Below are 18,526 nucleotides of genomic sequence, written 5' to 3'. Positions count from 1 at the left end.
AGTCCTGGTTCCCAACCCGGAACCTTCCGCAAACCCTCTCCACGAACCTCGTCAGCCCTGGCCACCGGATGTTCCCGGACCGGACACGACCTGGACGCCCACCGCCGTGCCGCCCGTGCACCACAGGCCGCGGCCCGGACCGGTCAGCGGCTCGATCGTGCGGGTCGGCACCGTGGTGCCGAGCAGGTCGCCGTCGGCCCACTCCGGTTGCAGCAGCACCCCGCGCCGGGCCCGCTTCACGGCCTCCACGATCCCGCCGGTCGCCGCCCGCTGACGGGCCTCGGTGATGTCCGCGGTGACCACGACGCCGAGCCGCAGCCGCGCCTGGTCGGCGATGGCGGCGACGACGGCCTCCCGCCCCTCCGCCCCCGGTACGTCGAGCAGGTGGGCGTCGTCGAGAAGCAGCAGCGCCCACGCGTCGTCCGCGGCGGAGCCCAGCCCGGCGGTCCAGGCCGCGAGCGCCGGAGCCACCGTGGCGAGGTCGCCGCGCAGCACGGCCGGGGGGACCGACGAGCGACCGGCCAGCTCCACCAGCCCGTCCAGGAAGGAGGTCCGGCCGCTGCGCGCACGCCCGGCGACCAGCACCGGGCCCGCCAGCAGGTCCGCCTCGACGAGGCCGACCGCGTCGGTGTCGACGGCCAGCGGCAGCGTGCCGCCGAGCGGGTCCGGCAGCGCGGAGGAGGGCAGGCGCCCGGGCATCCCGGGCACCGGGGCGCTGGACCGGCCCGCCACCGCGGGGAGCAGCAGCGCGGCGACCTGCCGGACGTGCTCGGCCTGGGCCGGCGTGCCGGCGCCGCCGGTGGTGGCGACCTGCAGCAGGCTCCGGCCGAGCAGGCCGCGGCCCGGGCCGGTGTCGGCGTCGAGCACGCCGGCCGCTGCCCCGAGCATCAGGTAGTCGTCGTTGGTGGTCATCCGCAGCACCACCCGCCGGCCGAAGCTGGACCCGATCGCGGTCGGCACCCCGGTGCGGCCCGGGGCCGTCGCGGTCACGTGGATGCCGACCCGGCGGCCGTTCTGCAGCACGGTCTGCAGCTGCTCGACGTGCTCGCGGGCCAGCCCGCCGGCGGACTCCAGCGACTCGATGAGCGCGGGCAGGTTGTCGACGAGGAGGTGCACGCGGGGCAGCAGGTGGCCGGCGCGGGCGAGGTCGTCGAGGTCGGCACAGCCGCTGGCGGCCAGGGCCTGCGTCCGCTCGTCGACGGTACGACGCAGCAGCCGGATGGTCCGCAGCACCCGTCCCGGCTCGGCGGCCGAGGCCAGCGCCGCCGTCGTCGGCAGCTCCTTGAGCGGGGTGAGCCCGCCACCGGCGTAGTCGAGGGCGTAGACGTACGGCGCCGCGCCGCTCGCCGCGTCACCCAGCGACGCCGACAGGGCGACGGTGCGCAGCAGCTCGGTCTTGCCCGACCCGGAGGCGCCGTGCACGAGCACGTGCCCGACGGCGGGGTAGTCGAGGACCAGGTCCGGCTGGCGCTGCTCGTGCGGGCGGTCCACCCGGCCGACGTACACCTGGCCGGGGCGGCGGCCCGCCGCGGACACCGCGTCGGCGTCGAGCAGGAGCTCGTCGGGGAGCATCGGCAGCCACGGCTTGGCCGGCTCGGCGAGACCGCTCTTGCGGAAGGCCGCGCCGATCGTGGTCACGCACCGCTCGAGGTCGGTGCGCGGGTCCAGGCGGACGTCGTCGCGCTCGCCGCCCGCGCCGGTGGCGGTCGCCGTGAACGGCTCCACCCGCACCATCGTGCCCGGTCCGGCGAGGGTCTCCCGGGCGCCGACCCAGGCGGACTGGACGAGCTCGGCGGTGCCGTGGCCGGTGCGTCGTACCCAGGCGCGGCCGGGGGTGCGCCGCGAGATCCGGGCTGCCTCGGGGGAGTCGATGACGTCGTTCGAGTCGTCGGCGGAGGAGACCCGCAGCGAGATCCGCAGGTCGGTGTTGGCCTTGATGTTGCCGGTCACCACGCCTGCGGGGCGCTGGGTCGCGAGGATGACGTGCATGCCGAGGGAGCGTCCGCGCTGGGCGATGTTGACCATCCCGTCCACGAAGTCCGGCACCTCGGAGGTGAGCGCGGCGAACTCGTCGACGCAGATGAGCAGGCTCGGCGGCGCGAGGTCGGGGTGCTCGCGCTCCAGCATGGGCAGGTCCTTCACGCCGTGCTCGGCGAGCAGGTGCTCGCGTGCGGCGATCTCGGCGCCGAGCGAGGTGAGCGCCCGGGCGACCAGTGCCGGCGTCAGGTCGGTGATGTAGCCGACCGTGTGCGGCAGGTCGGCGCACTCGCGGAAGGCCGCGCCGCCCTTGTAGTCCACGAGCAGGAAGTTGATCCGCGAGGGTGGGTTGTTGAGCGCCAGCGAGCAGATCAGTGACTGCAGCAGCTCGCTCTTGCCCGAGCCGGTGGTGCCCGCGACCAGCCCGTGCGGGCCGTCCTCGCGCAGGTCGATCGTCACCACGCCGTCGACGCCCGCACCGAGCTGGGCTCGCAGGCCGCTTCCCTGCTGCCAGCGCTGGAGCACCGCGCCGACGTCGTCGAGGTCGGCGAGGTCCGGGCTCACCTCCGGCAGCCGGACCAGCCGCGGGACGGCGGTGCTGGCGGGCAGCACCGCCGCTTCGTCGACGTTGCCGGTCATCGCCCGGGCGCCCCGCCAGGCCTGCTCCAGGGCCGCCGTGTCGGGGCGGTCCAGCCGCTGCCGGCCGCCACGGTCGGCGAGGGCGACCACGCCGCGGTCGACGTCGACGAGCAGGCTGGTCGCGGCGGGCACGCGGTCCGGGTCGGTGCCCATCCAGACCAGGTGCAGCCGGCGCTCGGCGGCGATCCCCGCGATCGCCTCGAGGGTACGACGCGGCACCTGCGCCCCCTCGTCGACGAGGCAGATCGTGTGCCCGCGCCCTCCGTCCTCGCTCGCGAGGTGGTCGAGCAGGGCGGTCGCCGCGCGGGTGCCGACGGCGACCGGCGACTCCCCGCCGACCCGGGTGGTCGCGTGCGGCAGCCAGCGCAGCCAGGCCTCGTGCGCGGCGCGGTCGGTGCCCAGGCAGCCGGCGACGGTCAGGTCGGTCGGCGCGTGGTCCCACGCCAGGCGCAGCACGAGCGCCCGGACCAGGCCGTCGACCTCGTCGGGGCGCCCGGTCACGGCGACCAGCGGGTGCTCGGCGAGACCCACCGTGACCGGCATGTCGGCGAGCTCGTCGCGGCGCTGCAGGTCCTGGGCCGTCGTACGACGGGTGGCGCGGTCGCCGCCCTCCTTGACCGTGCCGCGCAGCAGCGCCGGCACGGTGCCGATCCCGATCCGGGTCACCAGGAAGCCCGCGCGGTCCTCGCTGCGGCTCCACGTCCGCGGGTCGCCGGCGGCGGCCCGCTCGCGGACGACCTGCGGCTCCGGGTAGTCCTCGTGCGCCTGCTCGCGCTGGGCCACCGCCTGGGTGTCGATGGTGGTGAGCAGCTCGTCGACGTCCTGCTGCCAGGTCTCCAGCTCCTCGGCGAACTGCCGCTGCGCCGCGCGCTTCTGCTGCCACCAGGTGCCCAGGCCCATGAACGGCCAGACCAGGACGTACATCAATGCATAGCTGCTGCGCGTCGTGACGTAGAGCGCGATGCCCATCAGCACCGGCATCATCATCACGATCCACGGCAGCGGGCTCGGGCGCGGCTTCGTCGGCGGCGCGGGCAGCTCCAGCACGTCCTCGACGAGCGGGTCGCCGAAGCGCGGGGAGCGGAACACCGAGACCGCTGGCTCCGCGGGCAGGGCCTCGCCGGGGTCGAGGACGACCGTCGTACGGCCGACGGTGATGGGGGTGCTCCAGTCGGCCTCGCGCGGGCCGGACAGCGGCTGGCCGCCGACGGAGGTGCCGTTGGCCGAGCCCTCGTCGTAGACCGTCGGGCGGTTGCCGAGCACGACCCGGGCGTGCTGCTGGGAGACCAACGGGTCGGTCAGCCGCAGCGTGCACGCGGGGCCGCGGCCGATGGTCAGCGCGCTGCCGCGGACCGGGACCCGCTTGCCGCGGTCCGGCCCGGTCGTGACCTGGGCGACCGCGCGGACCCGCTCCGCGGACGAGCCGCGGGCGAGCCAGCTCTCCGGCGCCGAGACCACGTCGAGCAGGTCGCCGGTGCGCAGCCCGCACTCGGCGAGCGGTCGGTCGGCGGGCCACGGGTGGCTGCCCTCCGTCGGCACCAGCAGGAGGCCGTGCTGGGCGGGGGCGAGATGGCCGCCCAGCGCCCGGGCCAGGTCGGCGACGGTGGCGTCCGGCCGGGCCTGCACCCGCACGTCCGCCGACGGTACGCCGGCCTCGGGCGACGCCCGCAGCGACAGGGCCCAGCTCGGCATCTGCTCCTCCTCGGCTCGTCCGGTCGATCCGGTGGTCGAGCCTGCCGGGATCCGGCGGTGCGGATCCCGGCAAGCTCCAGCACCGGATCAGGCCGAGACCTGCTCCTGGTCCTGGGCCTGGGTCTGGATCAGCGTCGAGAAGTCCTGCAGCGCGCCACCGACCTGGCGCAGCATCGCCATGTAGTCGGTGTCCCAGGTGCTGCGGGTCCGGTCGGCGTCGGGGCCGACCCAGTCGAAGCTCTTGATGGACTGGGTGAGCCGCCCGGAGAGGGCCTCCAGCTCCTGCATGCCCTGCGTGATCTGCGAGGCCGCCTGGCGACCGCCCTCGACGTCCATTCCCTTGATGGCCATTGCTGTTCTCCTTCGGTGTGGGTGCTGCTGATGGGTGGGTGTGCTCAGTTGCGGACGAAGGTGCGGACCGAGTCCGCCGCCTCACCCGCGGTGATCCGACCGTCACGGTTGCGGTCGAGTCCGTGGTTGTCGCCGTACGCCTCGGTGCCGCGGCTCCACAGGACCTTGCTCGGGTCGTCCTGCGGGCTGCCGTAGAGGATCGAGGTGTAGAGGCCTTCGAGGTTGCCGATGTGGCCGCGGCGCGGGGCGAGGTAGCGCTCGACGTACGGCAGCTGCTCGGTCGCGGTCATCCCCGCCAGCGCGGTGGTGGTCGTGCCGAGCCCGCGCGCGGTCGAGGGCATGAACTGGATCAGCCCGGTCGCGCCGGTGTCGGCGTTGCGCACGTCGGGGGCGAAGGTCCGGTTGGACTCCAGGGCCATCACGGCCATCAGGTCCTCCGGGCGGGCGCCGACGCGTTGGGCGACGCCCTCCATCTGACGCAGGAACTCCGGCGTCACGTGCGCGTTGCCCTCCACGCCGCGGACCCGGTTGTAGTCGAAGCCGCTCGGCGAGGTGTAGCCCGTGCCGGTCGCGATCTCCAGCGGGTGGTCGGTGCGCCAGGCCTCGTACGCCGCCTCGGTCTTGCGCCCCCACTGACCGTCCGTGCCCTGGGTGTCGTAGCCCGCTGCGGTGAGCCGCTCCTGGAGCTGGCGGACCTCCTCGCCGCGGCTGCCGCGGCCGTTGGTCGCGACCAGCCGCTCGATGTCGGGGTCGGTGCCGGAGCCGCCGCGCCGGGCGGCCGCGGCCGCGCCACCGAGGCCGAGGGCCGCGGCGCCGCCGGCGATCCCGGCCGCCGCGCCGTAGGACCTCTCGCCCTCGCGGCCGGCCACCTCGGTGACCGGTGCGCCGGCCGCGCCGCCCGTGCCGTCGACCGTGCCGGTGGAGATGGTCGGGGACCCGGTCGTGGGATTCGCCCCGTCGCCGCCGCCCGGTACGCCGGCGGGCAGGCCGCCCGGCGTACCGCCACCGAGGGGGGTGCCACCCCCGGCGCCCGTGCCGCCGCCCGTGCCGCCGCCCGTGCCACCTGCGGCGCCGCCCGTGCCTGCGGCGCCGACGCCGGCGCCGGCGGGCGCGGCGGTGCCGGTGCCGGTCCCGCCGGGCACGCCCGCGTCGCGGCCCACCTGGTCGGCCGGGCCGAAGCCCTCGACGGCGGTGCTGCCCGGCGTCGTGGCCCCGGGTGCCGGCGCGGCGGGGGAGCCGCCCGCGCTCGCGGTGACCGGCCCCGGCGTACCGGTGACCAGCGGCGGGTAGTCGCGGGTGTCGCCGGCCGGCAGCGCCGGGGTCCGGTACGTCGGGAGCCCGCTCCAGTCGACGCTCTCGCCGGCGCTGACCTTGTTCTGCGCGTCGGCGTGGGCGAGGAGCACCTTGGCGAACAGGTCGAGCGCCTGCTTGACCCGCTCCAGCCAGGGGATGACGGTGGTCTCGAGGTACTGCGCGTAGGCCGCGCTCGCCCCGCCGGTGAAGAACGACGCGGCCTTCAGGGCGATGACCAGGGCCCGCAGGTACTGGATGACCTGGCCGGTGGCCTCGGCCCCCTCCTGGCACTTCTGGCCGGCTTCCTGGAGCTCTTCGGTGTCGGCGCCGAGGAACATGGTGGGCCCTCCTTCGCTGTGGTCGTCGGTGATGACGCGACCAGACGCTAGGTCGGTGGTTCGCGGCCCGTCGAGGCTTCCGGGGGTGGAAGGTTCCGCCTTGCCGGGCCGCTCCACCGGCCCCGTGCGGGCAGCGGAAAGGGCCGCCGGACGGGGAGTCCGACGGCCCTTCGTGCGACGCTCAGGCGCTGGCGGCGTCCTGCCGGTCGGCGTGGCGGGCGAGCACGCCCGCCTGCTCGTCGACCGAGTCGACGGCACCCTGTGCCTGCGGGGCGAACTGGCCGTCCCAGTCGTTGACGAACGCCTCGGCGTCCGGCCCGGTCCAGCTCTGCTTGGCGCGCTGCACGATGCCCGAGACGCTCGACAGCACCCCGGCCATCTGCCCGGCGTTCTGCTTCATCCCGCGCACCATCTCGCGGGCGTACTCGGTGTCCATTCCCTGGATGTTGCTGCTCATCGCTGCCTCCTGGCGTTGTGGCGGTTGCTCGGAGGCTAGGAACGTCAGGGCGCCGGTGGCGAGGCCTGCGGGGGCGGAACCTTCCGTCCTGCGAGCCGTCGCGCGGCCGCCCGCTCGACCTCGTCGAGGTCCTCCGCGGTCACCAGCCGGACCTCCGCGGCCCGCCGGCCGATCGCGAAGCGCACGTTCTGGGCCCGGCCGCTGCCGGCCTGGAAGGGGTCGTCGCGCGGGCCGAAGGCCAACCGGGAGATCGACCGGATCGCGTCGTCCACCCGCTGCGCGCGCTCCAGGTTCCAGGCGTAGCCGTGCCAGGCCAGCACCCGCTCGAAGATCTCCCGGTTCGACGGCGGCCGCGGGTAGTCGTCGGTGCCGGTCAGCCACGGCTCGGCGAGCGCCAGGGCGACGTACCACTCCCGGGTCAGGGGGACCAGGTGCGGCGCGGGCGCGGTGACCGCCCCCTCCATCTCGGCCTCGGTGACCCGGGGCCGCTGCACGGCGACCGGCGCGACCGGGCTCACGTCGACGACGATCGTCAGGTCGTCGTACGTCGCGGGGCCGGACTGGCGTCCGCGCATCACCGTCAGCGCGTTCTCGCCCTCGTCGAGCAGCAGCGACATGCCCTCGGTGACGGTCACCCGGCGCGCGCCGCCGGGAGCGTCGAACAGGCTGGACACCTGGGTCTCGCCCGACCCGCGCCAGCGCAGGCGGACCGTCTCCTCGCCGACGACCAGCTCGCCGAGCAGCCGGGAGACGTGGGGGGCGCAACGCGGCAGCGCCAGCGCGGTCAGCGCGAGCGAGGCGTCGGGGTCCTCGGGCAGCGCGGAGTGCGGTGCGCGCCCGAAGAGCAGCGTCTCGCCGGAGCCGAGCACCACCGTCGGCAGTCCCGCCCCGCGCAGCGTCACCCGCAGCATCCCGAGCCCTTTCGTCCGCGTCCCCCGCGTCGGTGCAGCATAGGCACAGCCACCGATTGGGTGCCCGTGTCGGGCATGGGTTAGAGTTCCATCCGCTGCGCACGAGAGTGCGTCAGCGAGCTGAGGCCCCGTAGCGCAGTTGGTTAGCGCGCCGCCCTGTCACGGCGGAGGCCGCGGGTTCGAGTCCCGTCGGGGTCGCACAGGCACGAGAACCGCTCCGGATCACCGGAGCGGTTCTCGCGTTTCCGGACGTGCGTTCAGCCGAGGCGCTTCGCGGGGTCGTGGACGATGACGGTGCCACCCAGGCGGTCGGCCAGGGTGCGCCGGCGCTCCTCGTCGCTGAGGAAGAGCACGAAGGACACGATCGCGGCGATGCCGCAGGTCACCGCGACGACCAGGTAGTCGAGGATGTTGCGCTTGGCCATGTCGCCCCAGCCGGCGACGTTGTTGTTCTCCTGCTTCCAGGCGCGCATGCCGAGCACCTGCAGGGCGGGGCTGGTGCCCTTGCCCCACACGATCGCGCCCCAGATGAAGTAGCCGATGCCGAGGGTGACGATCGAGAGCGGGATGGCGAGGAAGTAGGCGCCGATCCGGCGCCCGCGCGAGGCCAGGACGACGCCCTCGGGCAGGACGAGGGCCGGAGCCGGGGCGGTGGGGTAGTCAGTCATGGGGGACATGTTGTCAGGACCTGACCGCTGGGTGCCGTCCGCGACAATGGCTGGATGCCGGTCGAGATGAGCCCCGAGGAGTTCGACGCGATCGTCGACGCCGCCCTCGACGAGATCCCCGACGAGATCGCCCGGCTGGTGCACAACGTGGTGGTCCTGGTCGAGGACGAGCCGCCCGCGGACGAGCCCGACGACCTCCTGGGCCTCTACGACGGCGTCGCGCTGACCGAGCGGGACGGCGGCCTGCTGCCCCAGCTGCCCGACCGGATCTTCCTCTTCCGCGGCCCGCTGCTCGACATGTGCGCCGACGCCGCGGAGCTGACCGAGGAGATCCGGATCACCGTGGTGCACGAGGTCGCCCACCACTTCGGCATCGACGACGACCGACTGCACGACCTCGGCTACGCCTGAGCCCCGGACTATCCCGCTGCGAGCCAGAAGCCGAGCCCGCAGGCCGCCAGCCCGAGCGCGATCGTGCCGGCGAGGTAGACCGCGCCGCGGCGCGGGCCCAGGTCGCGGGTCTGCACCATCAGCGAGGAGTACGTCGACAGGCCGCCGCACACGCCGGTGCCGAGCAGGGCGAGCAGCGAGCCGGTGAGCGCCCACCCGGCGCAGGCGCCGAGCAGCAGGCTGGCCAGGGTGTTCGCGGCGAGCGTGCCGTGGTGCCACCGGTCGTCGTAGCGCAGGCCGAGGGCGTAGCGCAGCACCGAGCCGAGCGCGCCGCCGAGCGCGACGAGCAGCGCGCTCACCGCTCGTCCTCCGCGGGCAGCGGCGGGGCGAGGGCGCCGACGAGGACGACGGCGAGCAGGCCGGCGGCGAGCGTGCCCACGACGTAGGCAGCGGCCAGCCCGGCGCGGCCGTCGGCGAGCAGGGCCCGGGCCTGCTCGGAGGTCGCGGAGAAGGTGGTGAACCCGCCCAGCACGCCCGGGCCGAGACCGGCGGCGACGACGGGGGATCGGCGGGCCAGCGGCAGCAGCAGGAGGCCGGCGAGCAGGGCGGAGCCCAGCACGTTGACGGCGAAGGTGGTCCACGGGAAGCCGGCGCCGTCGGGCTGGGCCTGGAGGGCGCCGTAGCGCAGGGTGGCGCCGGCCGCCCCGCCGGCGGCCACGGCGAGGAAGTGCCGGGGGCCGGGGGTCATGCGGCGATGCTAGAGCGCCCGGGACGGGGCGCCGGACCCGGCGCTGCCCTGCCAGGGGACCGGGGGTGCGCCGGCGGACTGGCGGCGGAACTCGCCGAGGAACCAGATCTGGAAGGCGCGCTGCTCGGTGGTGCGGGGCGCGGTGAGCAGACGCTGGGCGCGGCTGAACTCGTCGGCGGCGTCGAGCAGGTCGATCAGCCCGCCGATGTGCCGCGCGGCCTCGCGCGGCATCCGCAGCCGGAGGTCGACGGTGGCGCGGCCCTCGGCGTACGCGTCGTCGACCTGCTCGCGGCCCATGTTGGAGCGCAGCGGTCGCTCGAGCGCGTCGAAGTGCTCCGAGAGCACCTTCGCCAAGGGGTAGTCGTCCTCGTGGGCGAGCGCGAGCAGCCGGATCTCGCGGCGCAGGTCGCGGTAGTGGCGCTGGAAGTGGCCGAAGGCGCGGACCGGGACCCCGTTGATCTGCACCGCGACCTCGCCGACCCGGGTGCGGTCCTCGGCGAACAGGCTGCTGGTGTGGGTCTGCTGGTACGGCGCGCCGGACTCCTCGGAGAGCTCGGCCGACGGCTCGAACCAGACCGTCTTGCCGTCCTCCTCGATCTCCGCTCCCCAGGCCACGGAGGCCCGGGCGACGATGTCGAGGCCGCGGCCGACCGTGGTGAGCGCGGCGAGCTGGTCCTCGTCGAGGGCGTCGAAGGCGTCGAGGTCGAAGGCGTCGAGGTCGAAGCCGCTCGCCTGGGTGGCCGGCTGCGGCGCGATCGTGGAGGCGTCGTGGACCTCGAAGCGGGGGTGCTCGGGCGTGCCGCTGAGCTGCATCCGCACCGGGGCCTCGCCGTGCAGGACGGCGTTGGTGACCAGCTCGGAGATGGCCAGCTCGGCGCAGTCGACGACGTCCTCGCGCCCCAGCTCACGGCAGGTGGCGACGACCCAGCGGCGTGCGTCGTGCACGCTGCGCGGCCCGGGGGCCAGCTCCAGGGTCTGCCGTTGCTGCACCGATGTTCCTTCCACGGTTTCAGTGCCCGAGTTCCTCGATGCTCATCGGTCGGTGAGGCCTGATCCCGAATCCGATACCCGGTTAAAACTGCAACCAAACCAACTCGACCCGGCTGTTTTTCCGACCACGGGGCAGCAGTGTGACGGACGAGACCGCGACCTCGGTTGGGCCACGCGGGAGCGGACGCGGAAGAATGGGCTCGATGCGATCTTCGTCGCACCGACCCACCGTCGATCCCACGTGATGCACGTGCGCTCCAGGAGGAAGCCATGACCGCAGACGACATCCAGCAGGACCTGTCCGACCGCGTCATCGTTCCCCGCTCCGACAAGCACCAGGTGGTGGTCATCGGCTCCGGGTTCGGCGGCCTGTTCGGCACCAAGGCGCTGCGCAAGGCCGACGTCGACGTGACGATGATCGCCAAGACCACCCACCACCTGTTCCAGCCGCTGCTCTACCAAGTGGCGACCGGCATCCTCTCGGAGGGCGAGATCGCCCCGCCGACCCGTGAGGTGCTGGCCAACCAGAAGAACGCCCAGGTGCTCCTCGGCGAGGTCACCGAGGTCGACCTCGCCAACCGCCAGGTCACCTCGCACGTGCTCGGGCGCGAGCTCGTGACGCCCTACGACTCCCTGATCGTCGCCGCGGGCGCCGGCCAGTCCTACTTCGGCAACGACCAGTTCGCCGAGTTCGCCCCGGGCATGAAGAGCATCGACGACGCCCTCGAGCTGCGCGGCCGGATCTTCGGCGCCTTCGAGATGGCCGAGCTCGCCGCCTCCCGCGGCGAGGACGTCGACCACCTGCTGACCTTCGTCGTGGTCGGCGCCGGCCCGACCGGTGTGGAGATGGCCGGCCAGATCGCCGAGCTCGCCCACCGCACGCTGACCCGCGACTTCCGCGCCATCAGCAGCAACCAGGCGCGGGTGATCCTCGTCGACGCCGCGCCCCAGGTGCTGCCGCCGTTCGGTGCCAAGCTCGGCAAGTGGACCCAGGAGAAGCTGGAGAAGCTCGGCGTCGAGGTCCTGCTCGGCGCGATGGTCACCGACGTCGACGAGCGCGGCCTGACCGTGAAGTACAAGGACGGCACGGAGCAGCGCATCGACGCCGTCGCCAAGGTGTGGGCCGCCGGCGTGCAGGCCAACCCGCTCGGCCAGCAGCTCTCGGCGCAGACCGGCGCCCCGCTCGACCGCGCCGGCCGGATCTCGGTCAACCCCGACCTCACCCTGCCGGGCTACCCGGAGGTCTTCGTCGTCGGCGACATGATCTCCCTCGACAACCTGCCGGGCGTCGCCCAGGTCGCGATCCAGGGCGCCAAGTACGCCGCCAAGGAGATCGAGGGCCGGATGAAGGGCAAGCCGGCCCAGGGTCCGTTCAAGTACTTCGACAAGGGCTCGATGGCCATCATCAGCCGCTTCCGGGCGGTCGCGATGGTCGGCAAGCTGCGGATCACCGGCGTGCTCGCCTGGCTGATGTGGCTGGTCGTGCACCTCTTCTACCTCACCGGCTTCAAGAACCGGGTCACCGCGGTGCTGCGCTGGGCCGTCTCGTTCCTCGGCAAGGGCCGCTCGGAGCGGACCGCGACCGAGCAGCAGATCTTCGCCCGGGTCGCCCTGCAGCGGTTGACCCGCGGCGCGAGCGACCTGGTCTCCCAGCCCGGCGAGTTCGCCGACGCCGAGCGGCGCCGTGCCGAGCTCGAGGAGCAGGCGGCCGAGGAGGCCCGGCTCTCCGACGAGAACAAGCGCGGCGTCAAGGTCGGCGGCTGACGCTCAGCCCAGCCGCTCGCGGATCGCGCGCGGGAGGATGAACACGCCCTCGGCCTCGGCCGTGACCCCGGCCGGGCCGACCAGCCGGGCCTTGGCCCAGGTCTTGATCCCGTCCTCGCGGTCGATCCAGGCCTCGGCGCGCAGGTCGCCCAGCGGCGTGCCCTGCCGGTAGACGATCGTCAGCGTCCCGGTCATCCCGGGCCGCCCGGCCGCGCCCACGGCGTGCCCGAGCACCTGGTCCAGCACCAGCGAGACGACTCCGCCGTGCACCAGCCCCGGCGGCCCCTCGTACGCCGCCCCGCAGGTGAACTCGCTCTCGGCCCGTCCGCTCGGGTCGGTGCGCACGTCGAGCGGCGGTGCGATCGGGTTGCGCAGCCCGATCACCGGGTTGCCCCACGGCCGCCGGCGGCCTCCGGTGAGGTGCTCCTGCCCGAGCGTCTGGGTACGACGGACCTTCCGGAGCCGGACCAGCGCCGCCTCCACGTCGGCCTGGGCCGCGCGGACCTCCTCCTGGGCGACGTCGGACATCACGCACAGATCGACCAGCTCCCGGGCCGCGTCCGCGAGCGGACGCCAGGTCACGGCCTCCCGCTCGGCCGCGCGGGCGTCGTCGGCGGACAGGTCGTCGGTCGGGAGGTGCCAGTTCACACGATCAGACTAGAACACGTTCTTGTTCGCGATCGGCCAGAATCGGCACATGACCACCCTCGTGCTGCCCGACGCCTCCCGGTGGAGGTCCTGGGCGGCGATGGTCGAGGACTTCGGGGACGTCGCGCAGATGCACGGCTCCGGCTCCTGGTTCCTCGACGGTGACCCCGTGCCGACAGAGGCCGGCTGCGCCGCCTTCGTCACGATGACGGAGGTGACCTCGGTGGGCGACCTCGACGGCACCCGGGTGCCCTCGACGTACTTCTGGATCGCCGACGGCGAGGAGCTGGTCGGCTTCTTGAACCTGCGCCACGTCCTCAACGAGTTCCTGCTCGAGGTGGGCGGCCACATCGGCTACTCGGTGAAGCCGTCCGCGCGCCGGCGTGGGCACGCCGGCGCCGCCCTCCGGCTGGCGTTGGACGAGGCCGCGGCGCTCGGTCTGGAGCGGGTGCTGGTGACGTGCGACGACGACAACGCGCCCTCACGGCGCACCATCGAGAGCGCCGGTGGCGTGCTCGAGGACGTGCGCGACGCGAAGATGCGCTTCTGGATCAACCTCGGCTGACGTCGTCGTGGCCGGGCCGCAGCTCGGGCCGCAGCCGGTAGAGCGCGCTGGTGAACCAGTGCGGGTCGACCATGCTCGCGTTGATGACCACCAGCGGCAGGCCGGGTCGTTCGAGCAGGACCGTCCAGCGGCGGTGCCCCGGCTCGCCGACGATGGCGATCGGGGTGTGGTGGCTGCCGATGTCGACGAGCTCGGTGTGCCCGGCCCGCCGGATCGTGAGCTGGCCGCGGCGCAGCGAGAGCTGCGTCGTGGTGCACCCGGCGCGCACCGCCCACACGACGAGGGTCAGGAACCCGAGCACGCCCGCGATCCCGATCGTGGTCGGCGCCCGGTCCTGCGCCGCGACGTACGCCGTCACGCCGGTCGCCGCCAGCGAGGCCACCAGCACCAGGGACAGCGCCCGGCGGGCGCCGCCACGCACCGGGAAGTCGACGTCCGTGGTCGCCTCCAGGGCCAGTCGGTTGGCCTCCGGCTCGGTCCACCGTCCACGTCGTACGACGGGTGCGGGGGCCGCCGTCGCGGGCGCCTCCCGGCTCGACGCCTGGTACGACGCCCGGGGCACCGGCGTGCTGACCCGCACGCCCTTCGCCGGCTCGCTCGCGGTGGCCCGGACGGCCGGTGCGACGGCCGGTGCGACGGGCTCCGGCGTGGGTGCGGGCTCGGGTGCGGGCTCGGGGGTGCGCAGCGCCTCCACGACGGAACGGCCGGCGACCCGGGTGTCCGGCCCGGCCGGGGCGGCCGGGGCCGGGGGCTCCGGAGCCGGCGTGGAGGTCGGGGTCACGGGAGGCGGGGCGGGTGCAGGTGCCGTGCTCAGCCGCGCGTCCTTCGCGTAGGTGGCGCGCTTGTCCAACCAGGCACGGATCGTCTCCGTGTCGGGCCCGAACTCGTCATCTCTCCCCATGACGGAGTCCTCCCTTCCCCTCTCCCGCGCCGAGCGTACCTCCGCCGCGCCGCCGCCGTCCCCGGTTCCGAGCACCGCGCCGGGCCCGCCCGGTGACCGGGTAAATTGAGAGCGATTCCCAACTGCTGGAGGTCCGGTGACCGACACCGACGAGCGTCCGACCGCGCTGCGCCCCACCAAGCAGCGCCTCGCCATCACCACGGCGCTGCGCGAGGCCGTCGACTTCCAGAGCGCCCAGGAGATCCACGACGCGCTGCGCCAGGGCGGGGAGAAGGTCGGCCTGGCCACCGTCTATCGCACCCTGCAGGCCATGGCCGACTCCGGCGAGGTCGACGTCCGGCACAGCCCGGCCGGCGAGGCGACGTACCGTCGCTGCAGCGCCTCGCACCACCACCACCTGGTGTGCCGCTCCTGCGGCCGGACCGTCGAGATCACCGGCTCCGCCGTCGAGCGGTGGGCCCGCTCGGTGGCCGACGAGCACGGCTTCACCGACGTCGCGCACACGGTCGAGCTCGTCGGGCTCTGCGCCGACTGCTCCGGGTAGGCCCCGTGGGACTCGAACCCACAACCTAAGGATTAAAAGTCCTCAGCTCTGCCAATTGAGCTAGGGGCCCGGGGCTCTGAAGCCTACTGGCGTACGCCGCCGCCGCGCGCGCCGCCCCGCGGAGCCCGCTTCGTCGTACGATCCGGGACATGCGCGTCTTCTGGGGGATGGCGGTGCTCTGCGTGAGCCTGTCCGGGTGTGGCCTGCTCGGCGGTGGCGAGGAACCGAACGTGTCCTTCCGCGGGACCCTGCGCGCGGAGTCGATGGAGCCGACGCTGCGCAGCGGCGACAAGGTGGTCGCTCACGAGGCCGGGGCGGACGGCCCGCGCTCAGGGGACGTCGTGGTCTACCGGGACCCGGGTGGGTGGCTGGGACTGGACAAGGACGACGGTTCGCTCGTCCACCGGGTGATCGGTGTGCCGGGGGACACCCTCACCTGCTGTGACGCGCGCGGACGCCTCGCGGTCAACGGCAAGGCGCTCGACGAGCCCTACATCGCTTCCGAGCCGGGAGCCTGCAACGCGGCCCTGCTCGATCTGTGGGCAGTCCGCCCCGGGACGGCCATCGCCGGTGAGTGTCGGTGGACGGTCGGCCCGGCGCCCGCGGACCGGATCTTCGTCCTCGGCGACAACCGCGGCCACTCCGCCGACTCGCGGGCGCACCTGTGCCCGGCGGCGCAGGAGTGCCCCGACGGTCCCTGGGTGCCGGTCGACCTGGTGCGCGGGGTCGTCGAGCTGCCGTGAACGACTAGGTCCCGGACCGTCGCGCCCGCTCCTTGAGCTCGGTGATCACGTCGGTCTTCGCCTCGGCGTAGGCGTTCATGTCCGCCCAGTCCCGGGTGAGCAGGTCCCGCTTGGTCCGCTCGTACAGCGCACGGTCCGTGGGCGTCGCGCGCAGGTGGTCGCGCAGCAGCAGGTAGTCGTCGGCGGCCGGGTCGCCGGCCTGCAGCACGTGCACGTGGACGTCGCGCTCGGGTGTGCGCACCATCCGGTGCCCCGGCTCGCGCACCCGCAGCACGTAGCCCGCGGCGAGCAGCGGGTCGAGGTGGTCCTCCTCGGCGGTGATGTCGGCGACGGTGACGAGGACGTCGATGATCGGCTTCGCGGCGAGGCCCGGCACCGAGGTGGAGCCGATGTGCTCGACCCGGACGGCGGCCGGGCCGAGGGCCGCGCGGATGCGTCGCTCGTGCTCGGCGTACGCCGAGGGCCAGCCCGGGTCGGGCTCGGCGAGGACGAGCGTGCGCTTCTCGACGCCGCCGACGAGCTCGAGGCCGGTGACGTCCGGGCGTCGGGGGATCTGCTCCGAGGGCACCGTGGGATTGTGCCACCGGTCCGTCGGCGGGGCTGTTTGCAGGCCGGTCACGTGTGCGTAGCGGAACCTTCATGGCCGAACGCGAGATCGTTGCAGCAGGGAGGTTCCGTTGGCGGATCCGATTGGTAGTGTCAGTGCTGCAGCGGATGCAGTTTCGGAAGGTTCAATCGCCTGCGGAGATCTGTGGCCGACGGCGTATCTGGTTCGGGGTGTCCCCATCACGGGTCGGAGCGACGTGTCATCGCCTCCGCTGTGGGTCGCCGAGGTGGCGGCTCTCGCCCCGACACAAGGAGTAACGAGCACAATGGCTCAGGGCACCGTCAAGTGGTTCAGCGCCGAGAAGGGCTTCGGCTTCATCGAGCAGGAGGGTGGCGGCGACGACGTCTTCGTCCACTACTCGGCGATCCAGTCCAACGGCTACAAGTCGCTGGAGGACAACCAGAAGGTCGAGTTCGACGTCACCCAGGGCCCGAAGGGCCCGCAGGCGGAGAACGTTCGTCCCCTCTGATCCAGGCACTGCCTGATCGAGGAGACCCTCGTCTTCAGTAGTGGGGCCCCGCCGGTCGGCGGGGCCCTACGAATTTTTGCTGAACTTTAGGGTTTCGGGCACCAGGGAGGGGGGAAGATGGAATCAGTTGTCCGATCCGGGCTCTGCGGGAGGGGAGGTTTCGTGGCCGATCAGTTCGACGTGACCCTGGAGGACCGCGACCTGCTCGTCGAGGTCGAGCTCACGACCAACCTCATCATCGCGGCCACCGCCTCCGACGAGCGCCTGCCGCTCGACGAGATCGACCGGATCCTGGGCGTGGCCCCGCCGGCCTGACCCCGCCGCCGTACGACGCGCCGCCCGCCTTGAGGCCGGGCGGCTTTTTCGTGCCTTGTCCCAGATAGGGTAGGGGGGTATGGTGTCGGCATGAGCGAAGGCCACGACCACAGCCACCACTACGGCTACATCCAGCGCAAGGACGACTACCTCAAGCGCCTGCGGCGGATCGAGGGCCAGGCGCGAGGTCTGCAGCGGATGGTCGAGGAGGAGAAGTACTGCATCGACATCCTCACCCAGGTCGCCGCGATGACCAGCGCGCTGCAGTCCTTCTCCGTCGGCCTGCTCGAGGAGCACATGAACCACTGCGTGGTCGACGCCGCCCGCGCCGGTGACGCCGAGGCCCGCGAGAAGGTCGCCGAGGCCATCGCTGCCATCAACCGCCTCGTGCGGTCCTGAACCCCACCCCCCAGGAGGAACCCGTCATGAGCAGCACCAGCACCTGGACCGTCACCGGGATGACCTGCGGCCACTGTGTCGCCTCCGTGCGCGAGGAGGTCGAGGAGATCGCGGGCGTGGAGTCCGTCGAGGTCACCCTCGAGTCCGGCACCGTCGTCGTCACCAGCGCCGAGCCCGTCACGCGGGAGGCCGTCGAGGCCGCCGTGACGGAAGCCGGCTACGCACTGGCATGAGCGGCGCGCAGAAGGTCGCCGGCTTCGCCGTGCTGGTCGTCGTGGCGTTCGCGGCCGCGATCGGCACCGGCCGCGCGGTCGGCCCGATCGACACCGACGAGGACGTCGACCACGCCCACGCCTCGGCCCGCGAGGAGAGCCACGAGGAGAGCCACGACGAGGCCGAGCCGGTGGGGGCCGAGCAGCCCGTCCTCGACCTCGACCGGGCCCGGTACGCCGCCGGCAGCCAGCGCCTGAGCTTCACCGTCCGCTCCGCGGCGGGCACGCCGATCACCACCTACGAGGTGCAGCACGAGAAGCTGCTCCACCTGGTCGTCGTACGACGGGACCTGGGCGGCTACCGCCACGTCCACCCCACGCTCGACACCGCGACCGGCAGGTGGAGCGTGCCGCTGGACCTGGACGCCGGCAGCTGGCGGGTCTACGCCGACTTCACCCCGACGGGCGGCAGCGCGTCGGTCGCCGAGGCCGACCTGGCGGTGACCGGGGAGTTCGTCCCGGCCCCGCCCGAGCCCGACGACGCCACCGCGAACGTCGACGGCTTCGCGGTGCACCTGACCCGCGACGGCGGCGAGCTGCGCCTGCACGTGCAACGCGACGGCGCCGACGTCACCGACCTGGAGCCCTACCTGGGTGCCTACGGGCACCTGGTCGCCATCCGCGTCGACGACCTGTCCTACCTGCACGTCCACCCGCAGGACGGGCCCGCCGGCCCGACCGTGGCGTTCCACACCGGGCTGGAGGAGCCGGGGCGCTACCGGCTGTTCTTCGAGTTCCAGCACGGCGGCTCGGTGCACCGCGCGGACTTCGGCCTGACCGTCACCGAGGAGGGAGCCTCCGGTGAGCACGACCACTGAGCCCACGGTCGACGTCGACCTGGACCT

Annotated in this window: 22 protein-coding genes and 2 tRNA genes; 11 read left to right on the top strand and 13 right to left on the bottom strand. The window is 73.6% G+C overall.

The window, feature by feature from the left end; all coding sequences use genetic code 11:
• Window positions 1-51 precede the first annotated feature (51 nt).
• The 5 genes from MRBLML1_RS02020 to MRBLML1_RS02000 form a co-directional block, all read right to left on the bottom strand.
• Window positions 52-4,308 (bottom strand): FtsK/SpoIIIE domain-containing protein, encoded by a 4,257-nt coding sequence (locus MRBLML1_RS02020; protein WP_364510648.1) that lies wholly within the window; start codon window positions 4,306-4,308, stop codon window positions 52-54.
• Window positions 4,309-4,395: 87 nt separating this feature from the next.
• Window positions 4,396-4,659: a hypothetical protein gene (locus MRBLML1_RS02015; protein ID WP_364510645.1), complete on the bottom strand. Its 264-nt coding sequence runs from the start codon at window positions 4,657-4,659 to the stop codon at window positions 4,396-4,398.
• 44 nt (window positions 4,660-4,703) lie between these two features.
• A complete protein-coding gene (locus MRBLML1_RS02010; RefSeq protein WP_364510642.1) occupies window positions 4,704-6,290 on the bottom strand; it encodes a peptidoglycan-binding protein in 1,587 nt (528 codons plus the stop codon).
• A gap of 181 nt (window positions 6,291-6,471) precedes the next feature.
• Complete coding sequence (locus MRBLML1_RS02005) at window positions 6,472-6,747, bottom strand: WXG100 family type VII secretion target (RefSeq protein ID WP_364510639.1); 276 nt, start codon at window positions 6,745-6,747, stop codon at window positions 6,472-6,474.
• A 44-nt stretch (window positions 6,748-6,791) separates the two neighbouring features.
• On the bottom strand, window positions 6,792-7,658 hold the full coding sequence (locus tag MRBLML1_RS02000) for a hypothetical protein (RefSeq protein ID WP_364510636.1): 867 nt from the start codon (window positions 7,656-7,658) through the stop codon (window positions 6,792-6,794).
• Window positions 7,659-7,782: 124 nt separating this feature from the next.
• Here MRBLML1_RS02000 and MRBLML1_RS01995 point away from each other — a divergent pair.
• Window positions 7,783-7,856 (top strand) — tRNA-Asp (locus MRBLML1_RS01995).
• 59 nt (window positions 7,857-7,915) lie between these two features.
• Here MRBLML1_RS01995 and MRBLML1_RS01990 read toward each other — a convergent pair.
• Window positions 7,916-8,326 carry an RDD family protein gene (locus MRBLML1_RS01990; protein ID WP_364510633.1) on the bottom strand — a complete coding sequence of 137 codons (411 nt, stop codon included), beginning with the start codon at window positions 8,324-8,326 and terminating at the stop codon, window positions 7,916-7,918.
• A 54-nt stretch (window positions 8,327-8,380) separates the two neighbouring features.
• On the opposite strand from MRBLML1_RS01990, the gene MRBLML1_RS01985 reads away from it, so the two are divergent.
• Window positions 8,381-8,737, top strand: a complete 357-nt coding sequence (locus MRBLML1_RS01985) for a metallopeptidase family protein (RefSeq protein ID WP_364510630.1) — start codon at window positions 8,381-8,383, stop codon at window positions 8,735-8,737.
• A gap of 8 nt (window positions 8,738-8,745) precedes the next feature.
• Here the strand turns inward: MRBLML1_RS01985 and MRBLML1_RS01980 are convergent, their stop codons facing one another.
• From MRBLML1_RS01980 to MRBLML1_RS01970, 3 genes are read right to left on the bottom strand one after another with little or no spacing between them, the layout of a single operon-like run.
• Complete coding sequence (locus MRBLML1_RS01980; protein ID WP_364510627.1) at window positions 8,746-9,075, bottom strand: fluoride efflux transporter FluC; 330 nt, start codon at window positions 9,073-9,075, stop codon at window positions 8,746-8,748.
• Window positions 9,072-9,464 (bottom strand): fluoride efflux transporter FluC, encoded by a 393-nt coding sequence (locus tag MRBLML1_RS01975; protein WP_364510624.1) that lies wholly within the window; start codon window positions 9,462-9,464, stop codon window positions 9,072-9,074. The genes MRBLML1_RS01980 and MRBLML1_RS01975 overlap by 4 nt, the downstream gene beginning before the upstream one ends.
• A 9-nt stretch (window positions 9,465-9,473) precedes the next feature.
• The gene (locus tag MRBLML1_RS01970) at window positions 9,474-10,454 is read right to left on the bottom strand and encodes an ATP-binding protein (RefSeq protein ID WP_364510622.1); all 981 of its coding nucleotides are present in this window, start codon (window positions 10,452-10,454) and stop codon (window positions 9,474-9,476) included.
• Window positions 10,455-10,724: 270 nt separating this feature from the next.
• On the opposite strand from MRBLML1_RS01970, the gene MRBLML1_RS01965 reads away from it, so the two are divergent.
• The gene (locus MRBLML1_RS01965) at window positions 10,725-12,218 is read left to right on the top strand and encodes an NAD(P)/FAD-dependent oxidoreductase (protein ID WP_364510620.1); all 1,494 of its coding nucleotides are present in this window, start codon (window positions 10,725-10,727) and stop codon (window positions 12,216-12,218) included.
• A gap of 3 nt (window positions 12,219-12,221) precedes the next feature.
• Here MRBLML1_RS01965 and MRBLML1_RS01960 read toward each other — a convergent pair whose 3' ends face one another.
• Window positions 12,222-12,866: a PaaI family thioesterase gene (locus MRBLML1_RS01960; RefSeq protein WP_364510617.1), complete on the bottom strand. Its 645-nt coding sequence runs from the start codon at window positions 12,864-12,866 to the stop codon at window positions 12,222-12,224.
• 49 nt (window positions 12,867-12,915) lie between these two features.
• On the opposite strand from MRBLML1_RS01960, the gene MRBLML1_RS01955 reads away from it, so the two are divergent.
• Window positions 12,916-13,431 (top strand): GNAT family N-acetyltransferase, encoded by a 516-nt coding sequence (locus tag MRBLML1_RS01955; RefSeq protein ID WP_364510614.1) that lies wholly within the window; start codon window positions 12,916-12,918, stop codon window positions 13,429-13,431.
• Here the strand turns inward: MRBLML1_RS01955 and MRBLML1_RS01950 are convergent.
• Complete coding sequence (locus tag MRBLML1_RS01950; protein ID WP_364510611.1) at window positions 13,418-14,332, bottom strand: hypothetical protein; 915 nt, start codon at window positions 14,330-14,332, stop codon at window positions 13,418-13,420. The genes MRBLML1_RS01955 and MRBLML1_RS01950 overlap by 14 nt on opposite strands.
• A 136-nt stretch (window positions 14,333-14,468) precedes the next feature.
• On the opposite strand from MRBLML1_RS01950, the gene MRBLML1_RS01945 reads away from it, so the two are divergent.
• Window positions 14,469-14,876 (top strand): Fur family transcriptional regulator, encoded by a 408-nt coding sequence (locus MRBLML1_RS01945; protein ID WP_364510608.1) that lies wholly within the window; start codon window positions 14,469-14,471, stop codon window positions 14,874-14,876.
• Here the strand turns inward: MRBLML1_RS01945 and MRBLML1_RS01940 are convergent.
• Window positions 14,874-14,946, bottom strand: a tRNA-Lys gene (locus MRBLML1_RS01940). The genes MRBLML1_RS01945 and MRBLML1_RS01940 overlap by 3 nt on opposite strands.
• Window positions 14,947-15,025: 79 nt before the next feature.
• Between MRBLML1_RS01940 and lepB the strand changes: the two genes are divergently transcribed.
• Window positions 15,026-15,619 (top strand): signal peptidase I, encoded by a 594-nt coding sequence (lepB, locus tag MRBLML1_RS01935; protein ID WP_364510605.1) that lies wholly within the window; start codon window positions 15,026-15,028, stop codon window positions 15,617-15,619.
• A 4-nt stretch (window positions 15,620-15,623) separates the two neighbouring features.
• Here lepB and MRBLML1_RS01930 read toward each other — a convergent pair whose 3' ends face one another.
• Complete coding sequence (locus tag MRBLML1_RS01930; protein ID WP_364510602.1) at window positions 15,624-16,187, bottom strand: GrpB family protein; 564 nt, start codon at window positions 16,185-16,187, stop codon at window positions 15,624-15,626.
• A 304-nt stretch (window positions 16,188-16,491) separates the two neighbouring features.
• Between MRBLML1_RS01930 and MRBLML1_RS01925 the strand changes: the two genes are divergently transcribed.
• The 5 genes from MRBLML1_RS01925 to MRBLML1_RS01905 all read left to right on the top strand — a co-directional run bounded on the left by MRBLML1_RS01925 (window position 16,492) and on the right by MRBLML1_RS01905 (window position 18,499).
• Window positions 16,492-16,695 (top strand): cold-shock protein, encoded by a 204-nt coding sequence (locus tag MRBLML1_RS01925; RefSeq protein ID WP_038681651.1) that lies wholly within the window; start codon window positions 16,492-16,494, stop codon window positions 16,693-16,695.
• A gap of 162 nt (window positions 16,696-16,857) precedes the next feature.
• Window positions 16,858-17,010, top strand: coding sequence for a hypothetical protein (locus tag MRBLML1_RS01920; RefSeq protein WP_364510598.1), 153 nt, complete (start codon window positions 16,858-16,860; stop codon window positions 17,008-17,010).
• A 90-nt stretch (window positions 17,011-17,100) separates the two neighbouring features.
• Entirely contained in the window at window positions 17,101-17,409 is a 309-nt protein-coding gene (locus MRBLML1_RS01915; protein WP_364510596.1) for a metal-sensitive transcriptional regulator, read from the top strand.
• Between the two features lie 26 nt (window positions 17,410-17,435).
• Window positions 17,436-17,642 (top strand): heavy-metal-associated domain-containing protein, encoded by a 207-nt coding sequence (locus MRBLML1_RS01910; RefSeq protein WP_364510593.1) that lies wholly within the window; start codon window positions 17,436-17,438, stop codon window positions 17,640-17,642.
• On the top strand, window positions 17,639-18,499 hold the full coding sequence (locus MRBLML1_RS01905; protein WP_364510591.1) for a hypothetical protein: 861 nt from the start codon (window positions 17,639-17,641) through the stop codon (window positions 18,497-18,499). The genes MRBLML1_RS01910 and MRBLML1_RS01905 overlap by 4 nt, the downstream gene beginning before the upstream one ends.
• Window positions 18,500-18,526 lie beyond the last annotated feature (27 nt).

The organism is Nocardioides sp. LML1-1-1.1 (assembly GCF_040676175.1).
Taxonomy (GTDB): Bacteria; Actinomycetota; Actinomycetes; order Propionibacteriales; family Nocardioidaceae; genus Nocardioides.
The sequence above is the reverse complement of the archived record's forward strand: the minus strand, read 5'-3'. Positions and strand labels throughout refer to the sequence as shown.

Bases quoted from the DNA above. Each gene is read 5' to 3' on its own strand.
- MRBLML1_RS02020 (WP_364510648.1), bottom strand. From the start codon at position 4,308: ATGCCGAGCTGGGCCCTGTCGCTGCGGGCGTCGCCCGAGGCCGGCGTA.
- MRBLML1_RS02015 (WP_364510645.1), bottom strand. From the start codon at position 4,659: ATGGCCATCAAGGGAATGGACGTCGAGGGCGGTCGCCAGGCGGCCTCG.
- MRBLML1_RS02010 (WP_364510642.1), bottom strand. From the start codon at position 6,290: ATGTTCCTCGGCGCCGACACCGAAGAGCTCCAGGAAGCCGGCCAGAAG.
- MRBLML1_RS02005 (WP_364510639.1), bottom strand. From the start codon at position 6,747: ATGAGCAGCAACATCCAGGGAATGGACACCGAGTACGCCCGCGAGATG.
- MRBLML1_RS02000 (WP_364510636.1), bottom strand. From the start codon at position 7,658: ATGCTGCGGGTGACGCTGCGCGGGGCGGGACTGCCGACGGTGGTGCTC.
- MRBLML1_RS01990 (WP_364510633.1), bottom strand. From the start codon at position 8,326: ATGACTGACTACCCCACCGCCCCGGCTCCGGCCCTCGTCCTGCCCGAG.
- MRBLML1_RS01985 (WP_364510630.1), top strand. From the start codon at position 8,381: ATGCCGGTCGAGATGAGCCCCGAGGAGTTCGACGCGATCGTCGACGCC.
- MRBLML1_RS01975 (WP_364510624.1), bottom strand. From the start codon at position 9,464: ATGACCCCCGGCCCCCGGCACTTCCTCGCCGTGGCCGCCGGCGGGGCG.
- MRBLML1_RS01965 (WP_364510620.1), top strand. From the start codon at position 10,725: ATGACCGCAGACGACATCCAGCAGGACCTGTCCGACCGCGTCATCGTT.
- MRBLML1_RS01955 (WP_364510614.1), top strand. From the start codon at position 12,916: ATGACCACCCTCGTGCTGCCCGACGCCTCCCGGTGGAGGTCCTGGGCG.
- MRBLML1_RS01950 (WP_364510611.1), bottom strand. From the start codon at position 14,332: ATGGGGAGAGATGACGAGTTCGGGCCCGACACGGAGACGATCCGTGCC.
- lepB (WP_364510605.1), top strand. From the start codon at position 15,026: ATGCGCGTCTTCTGGGGGATGGCGGTGCTCTGCGTGAGCCTGTCCGGG.
- MRBLML1_RS01925 (WP_038681651.1), top strand. From the start codon at position 16,492: ATGGCTCAGGGCACCGTCAAGTGGTTCAGCGCCGAGAAGGGCTTCGGC.
- MRBLML1_RS01915 (WP_364510596.1), top strand. From the start codon at position 17,101: ATGAGCGAAGGCCACGACCACAGCCACCACTACGGCTACATCCAGCGC.
- MRBLML1_RS01910 (WP_364510593.1), top strand. From the start codon at position 17,436: ATGAGCAGCACCAGCACCTGGACCGTCACCGGGATGACCTGCGGCCAC.
- MRBLML1_RS01905 (WP_364510591.1), top strand. From the start codon at position 17,639: ATGAGCGGCGCGCAGAAGGTCGCCGGCTTCGCCGTGCTGGTCGTCGTG.